General features: G+C 56.5%; 2 protein-coding genes and 1 rRNA gene. 2 read left to right on the top strand and 1 reads right to left on the bottom strand.

Going from position 1 to position 5,877, the window contains the following annotated elements; translation table 11 throughout:
- Positions 1-2,040: ribosomal RNA gene (locus F4X57_11170) — 23S ribosomal RNA — on the bottom strand; the annotation flags it as partial.
- 114 nt (positions 2,041-2,154) lie between these two features.
- Between F4X57_11170 and F4X57_11165 the strand changes: the two genes are divergently transcribed.
- Together F4X57_11165 and F4X57_11160 are read left to right on the top strand one after the other, a co-directional pair.
- Complete coding sequence (locus tag F4X57_11165) at positions 2,155-3,663, top strand: CoA transferase (GenBank protein ID MYC07710.1); 1,509 nt, start codon at positions 2,155-2,157, stop codon at positions 3,661-3,663.
- Position 3,664: 1 nt separating this feature from the next.
- Complete coding sequence (locus F4X57_11160) at positions 3,665-5,005, top strand: CoA transferase (protein MYC07709.1); 1,341 nt, start codon at positions 3,665-3,667, stop codon at positions 5,003-5,005.
- Positions 5,006-5,877: the final 872 nt, after the last annotated feature.

Raw genomic sequence — 5,877 nt, 5'->3', positions numbered from 1 at the left:
GGATTTCGCTACCTTAGGACCGTTATAGTTACGGCCGCCGTTCACCGGGGCTTCGATTTGAAGCTTTGACTTGCGTCGAACCTCGCCTCTTAACCTTCCGGCACTGGGCAGGCGTCAGCCCCTATACATCGCCTTTCGGCTTAGCAGAGACCTGTGTTTTTGGTAAACAGTCGCCTGAGCCTCTTCACTGCGGCCCACAAGGGCTTAGTCAGCATGTGACATCACCCCATGGGCACCCTTTCTCCCGAAGTTACAGGGCTAACTTGTCGAGTTCCTTAACGAGGGTTCTCCCGTTCACCTTAGGACTTTTACCCTTGCCCACCTGTGTCGGTTTGCGGTACGGTCACTGGAATCCCTGGCAGCGAAGATTTTCTTGGTGGCATAGGTTCAGCAAGATTCCCCCGGGTTTTATCCCTGGAGTTTTCACCCCCCTCAGCTCTGGGAACGGATTTGCCTATCCCCGTCGTCGCCTACAAGGGCAAACGCGCCATGTCCGATGGGCGCGCCCTGCCTACCTTCCCACGTCCCTCCTCTGCTTTAGAGCGGTATAACAGTGGTGCAGGAATTTTGACCTGCTGTCCATCGCTTTCGCGGTACGCTACAGCTTAGGACCGACTTACCCTACGCCGATCAACGTTGCGTAGGAAACCTTGGGCTTTCGGTGTCCTGGATTCGCACCAGGATTGTCGCTACTCATGCCGGCATTCTCACTTCTCAGCGCTCCACCAGGCCTTACGGCACCAGCTTCAATGCCCTGACAACGCTCCCCTACCAACCCCGCTCATAAATAGAGCAGAATTCCGCGGCTTCGGCGGTGGACTTTAGCCCCGTTACATTTTCGGCGCAGGAGCCCTCGACTAGTGAGCTGTTACGCACTCTTTAAAGGATGGCTGCTTCTAAGCCAACCTCCTAGCTGTCTGGGGATTCCCACTTCCTTTCACACTTAGTCCACACTTGGGGGCCTTAGCCTGCGGTCTGGGCTGTTTCCCTCTCGACAATGGAGCTTATCCCCCACTGTCTCACTCCCAAGCATCATTTTATGGCATTCGTGGTTTGGTTGGGGTTGGTAAGCTCACGCCCCCTAGCCCATCCAGTGCCCTACCTCCACAAAACTAACTTGAGGCTGTACCTAAATACATTTCGGGGAGAACCAGCTATCTCCGGGTTCGATTGGCATTTCACCTCTACCCACAGCTCATCCCAGCACTTTGCACCGTACACGGGTTCGGCCCTCCACTCAGTACTACCTGAGCTTCAGCCTGGCCATGGGTAGCTCACCCGGTTTCGGGTCTAATCCAGACAACTGCACGCCCTGTTCAGACTCGCTTTCGCTTCGGCTCCGGAACTTATATCCCTTAACCTTGCTGCCTAAATTAACTCGCCGGCTCATTCTTCAATAGGCACGCAGTCAGCCGGGCCGAAGCCCAGCCTTCCACGGCTTGTAAGTCTACGGTTTCAGGTCTATTTCACTCCCCTCCCGGGGTTCTTTTCACCTTTCCCTCACGGTACTGGTTCACTATCGGTGGCCAAGGGTATTTAGCTTTGGAGGGTGGTCCCCCCAGCTTCCCACAGGATTTCACGTGTCCCGTGGTACTCAACAGCATGCCAGGAGCCCAAACCCTTTCGCTTACGGGACTATCACCCTCTTCGGTCGTCCTTTCCAGATTCGTTCAGCTAAGGTTCGGGTTTCTTACTCCGTGTTCTCGCTGGGGCTTGAACTAGCATGTGTTACAACCCCCACCGGACATAGGACCCCAGTCCACTAAGTCCGATAGGTTTGAGCTCTTCCCCGTTCGTTCGCCACTACTAGGGGAATCTCTGTTGATTTATTTTCCTCAGGGTACTTAGATGTTTCAGTTCCCCCACTTACCTCCCTGCGTTTTCGCAGGGTTTCCTGGTATGAGCCAGGATGGGTTTCCCCATTCGGGTATCCCCGGCTAAGCTCGCCAGACGGCTCACCGAGGCTTTTCGCAGTCTTGCCGCGCCCTTCTTCGGCCCTTGGCCCCAAGGCATCCACCGTAGACTCTTAATAACTTGACCCACATTAAGGATCATTTACTCGGTCTATCGTTATTGACAGGATTCAGTTGTTAAGGTGCGCAAAAAAACGGCTGGCAATTCCCCAGCCGTACTGTAAGGCCTGCCGAAGTGCTTATGTCAATCAGAAAATGTCATCATGTCATCGCTTCACTTAACCGTCTTGCCAGTTTAAGACACCCTATAACACCTGTCAAGCGTTTATCGCCGCGAATTTCCAACAGCCCACGAAGATTCTCCATCACAACTCGTCCATCTACCCAATTGCGCCATCCGACAAGCAATGGGCGGGAAGCCAAAGTCCTTTCCCCCACGGCAGCAAAGTTACACGGGTGGCTCAAAAGCAGGCAGCACGAACCCACACACAAGCGTGATATACTTCCCCCAGCCAACTCCACAGCCCAACAATCCCGGACAGGCAAATTGCAAGACCAAGCCCTACAAGGCGTCCGCGTACTCGACCTGACGCACCATGTCGCCGGTCCCTACTGCACCAAACTGCTCGCCGACTTCGGCGCGGAGGTCGTCAAGATAGAGCGGCGCGAAGGCGACCCGGCGCGCAGCATGCCGCCATTCGCCGGCGACGAGCCCCACCACGAACGCAGCTTGCTGTTCGCCTACCTGAACACCGGCAAAAAGAGCATAACAATCAATCTGAAGACCGCCGCAGGCAGGTCGCTGTTGCGCCGGCTCCTCGCCCACACGGACATACTTGTGGAAAACTTCGCACCCCGCGTGATGCCGTCGTTGGGCATTGACTACGATACGCTCGCGGAAATCAACCCGTCGCTCGTAATGGTGTCCATATCGAACTTCGGACAGACAGGTCCATACCGCGACTACAAAGCGGCGGACATCATCCATTACGCGCTTGGCGGGCTGATGTACATATTCGGGTCGGCAGAGCGAGAGCCGCTGAAGCACGCGCTCCGGCAAACGCAATTCAAGGCGGGCACGAATGCCGCGACTGCCGCGCTAATCGGCTGGTATCACAGCCAACTCACCGGCGAAGGGCAACACATCGACATATCCATACAGGAATGCGTAACATCCGCGCTGCGCGACACCACATCGCTCTACACATACGCGGGCAGCACGCGACAGCGACAGCCCACATACACCGGCGACATGCCGCGCAGTCCCGTGCCGACCGAGGACGGCTACATCGTGCCGATTCACTTCGGCGGCGCGGTTGACTGGGACGGCGTGGCGGATTTCATAGACGCGCCGGCGCTCAAAGACGACGCATTCACCACGCCCGAAAGCCGATTCGACAATGCGCAAGCGCTGCAAGAGGCGCTCGAAGCGGGCATGGCAAAGTGGCGCAAGTTCGACCTGATGCGCGAGGCGCACAAGCGGCGCGGACATATCTACGGCGTCGTGCACAGCCCCGCGGAAGTGCTCGCCAGCGAACAATACGCCGCGCGCGGCTATTTCGCCAACATCGAACACCCCGTCATCGGCGAGGCTACCTATCCCGGCGCGCCCGTCATCATGAGCGAGACACCTTGGCAAGCGAACGCACCCGCGCCGGCGCTCGGCGAGCACAACCACCAAATCCTACGCGACCGTCTAGGCTTATCCCTAGACGACCTCAACCTTCTAAACGCTTCGGGAGTTGTGTGATATGCCCCTACCCCTCTCAGGCGTCCGCATAGTAGAGATGGGCCAGCTCATCGCCATCCCGCACGCCATCAAACTGCTGGGCGATATGGGCGCGCAAGTCATCCGCATCGAGTCGTGCGCGCGGCTGGACAATTATCGCACCAGCTCCATATACGCGAACAGCGTCGAAGGGCGGCACTGGGACAAGGCGGCAAACTTCTACGAGCAGAACCGCAACAAGTACAGCCTGACGCTCGAACTGAACGACGACGATTGCATCGATGCCCTGCGCGAGCTGATAAGCGTCAGCGATGTCTTCGCCGAAAACTTCACGCCCCGCGTGATGCGCAACTTCAAGCTGGAATACGAAGACCTGCGCCAAGTCAAGCCCGACATCATCATGGTCTCCTCCACCGGCTACGGATACACGGGTCCTTGGGCAGACTACGGCGCTATCGGCTTCACCACAGAAGCAACATCAGGCTTGTCGCACATCAGCGGCTACAAAGACGGCCCGCCCGTCCTACCCGAAATCCCATACGCGGACTACACCGCCGCCGAGCACACCGCATTCGCCATCATGGCAGCACTCGCATACCGTGCGCGTACAGGCAAGGGACAATTCATCGATGTGTCGCAGTCCGAGACGCTCACATCCACCATTCCCGAGGCGATTCTGGATTATTCCGTGAACGGACGCATCGCAGAGCGAATCGGCAACCAGGACACGCTGATGTCGCCTCACGGCTGCTATCCTTGCGTTGGCATCGACAAGTGGATAGCCATCGCCGTATCGACCTCCGCCGAGTGGCGCGCGCTGTGCGATGTGCTGCAACGACCGGATTGGCTCGCCGATGACCGTTTCGCGGGCTCGCTATCGCGCTGGCAGCACCGTGACGCGCTCGACGAACTGATTGCCGGAGAAACGGCGCAGCACGAGCAAAACGCCCTTATGAACGCATTGCAGGCGAATGGAGTGCCGGCAGGCGCAGTGCTTGACGGCAAAGGCTTGCTGTTCGACCCGCACCTGAAAGAGCGAGATTTCTACGAAGTCGCGCACCACGAACCCATCACCGAAATGCCGCCGCTGCCCTACACCAGCCGCCCGTGGAAGTTCTCCAAAACGCCCGCCGCTCACCGCACGGCGGCGCCAACACTGGGACGCGACAACCGCTTTGTGCTGCGCGACATCATCGGCGCATCGCCATCGCACATCGACGCGATGCAAGACAGAGGCGCAATCGGCACCGCGCCGCCAAACCCGCGACCGCCGCGCGTCGCATCAACCGCAGAGCAGCTCCGCCGCGGCCAGATTTTCGCCCACGACCCCAACCACCGCCAAAACCTATCCCGCCGCTTCTAGGCAACGGGAATCCCTTCCCACGAGACGACTTCACAAATCCCTAATGTTGTCATCCCGCGCTGTCTTTGTCATTCCGCGCTCTCCTTGCCATTCCGAACCTACTCCCATGTCATTCCGAACGCAGTGAGGAATCTGAAGCATGTCCCCGCGAAGGCAAGGATCGTCGCAAGCAAACCCGTTTTCCGACTTTACGACGAACGGGCTTTGCTATTTCGACCGTCCGAATGGAAACGCTATCATCCATATCTAAGGTCTTTCGATTATTCAGGCAAGGTCTCTCAATTATTCATCTCATTGTGATTATTCAGGTATTATTCATGTCATTTCGAGCGAAGCGAGAAATCTAAACGCGTTGACTACGAACAGGCTTATTTCCACACAGCGTTTCAGACCCTTCACTTCGTTCAAGTTGATAACCGAAATACCCTGAATCCACAAGACAATTTCAAAAGTCCCTTCCCCCTTGATGGGGGAAGGTTAGGATGGCGGTGAAATATGTGTCCACCACCACCTTTTGCAAATGTCTCACCTTCCAAAATCACCCCTTGACAACCCAATCACCTGTCCTCATAATAAGAACATATGATTACTAACACTCAAGCCCTGTCAGCCCCTGGTAAGCAATGTAGGGAACTGATAACTGAAAACTGATAACTGATAACTCACTCCCATGTGCATCCAAAACACCTTACAACAGAAAATAGCCAATCTCACCAACGACGGTGAGACCATAGCCATGTTCTTGACAGACACGATGCAAAGCGACAGCTATGCCATCAAGCACTGCCACAAGTTGGACGCCGCACGCCTGCTATCCAAGTACGGCTTCGCGCAAGTCGAAGGCAATGTCATACCCTTCGACCCAACCGGCG

This window comes from Chloroflexota bacterium (assembly GCA_009840355.1).
Taxonomy (GTDB): Bacteria; Chloroflexota; Dehalococcoidia; order Lucifugimonadales; family JADFKI01; genus Bin90.
Note: the sequence above shows the minus strand (reverse complement) of the source record. Positions and strands in the feature narration are given on the sequence as shown.

Coding starts and splice junctions, on each gene's coding strand:
- F4X57_11165 (MYC07710.1), top strand. CDS start 2,155: ATGTCAATCAGAAAATGTCATCATGTCATCGCTTCACTTAACCGTCTT.
- F4X57_11160 (MYC07709.1), top strand. CDS start 3,665: ATGCCCCTACCCCTCTCAGGCGTCCGCATAGTAGAGATGGGCCAGCTC.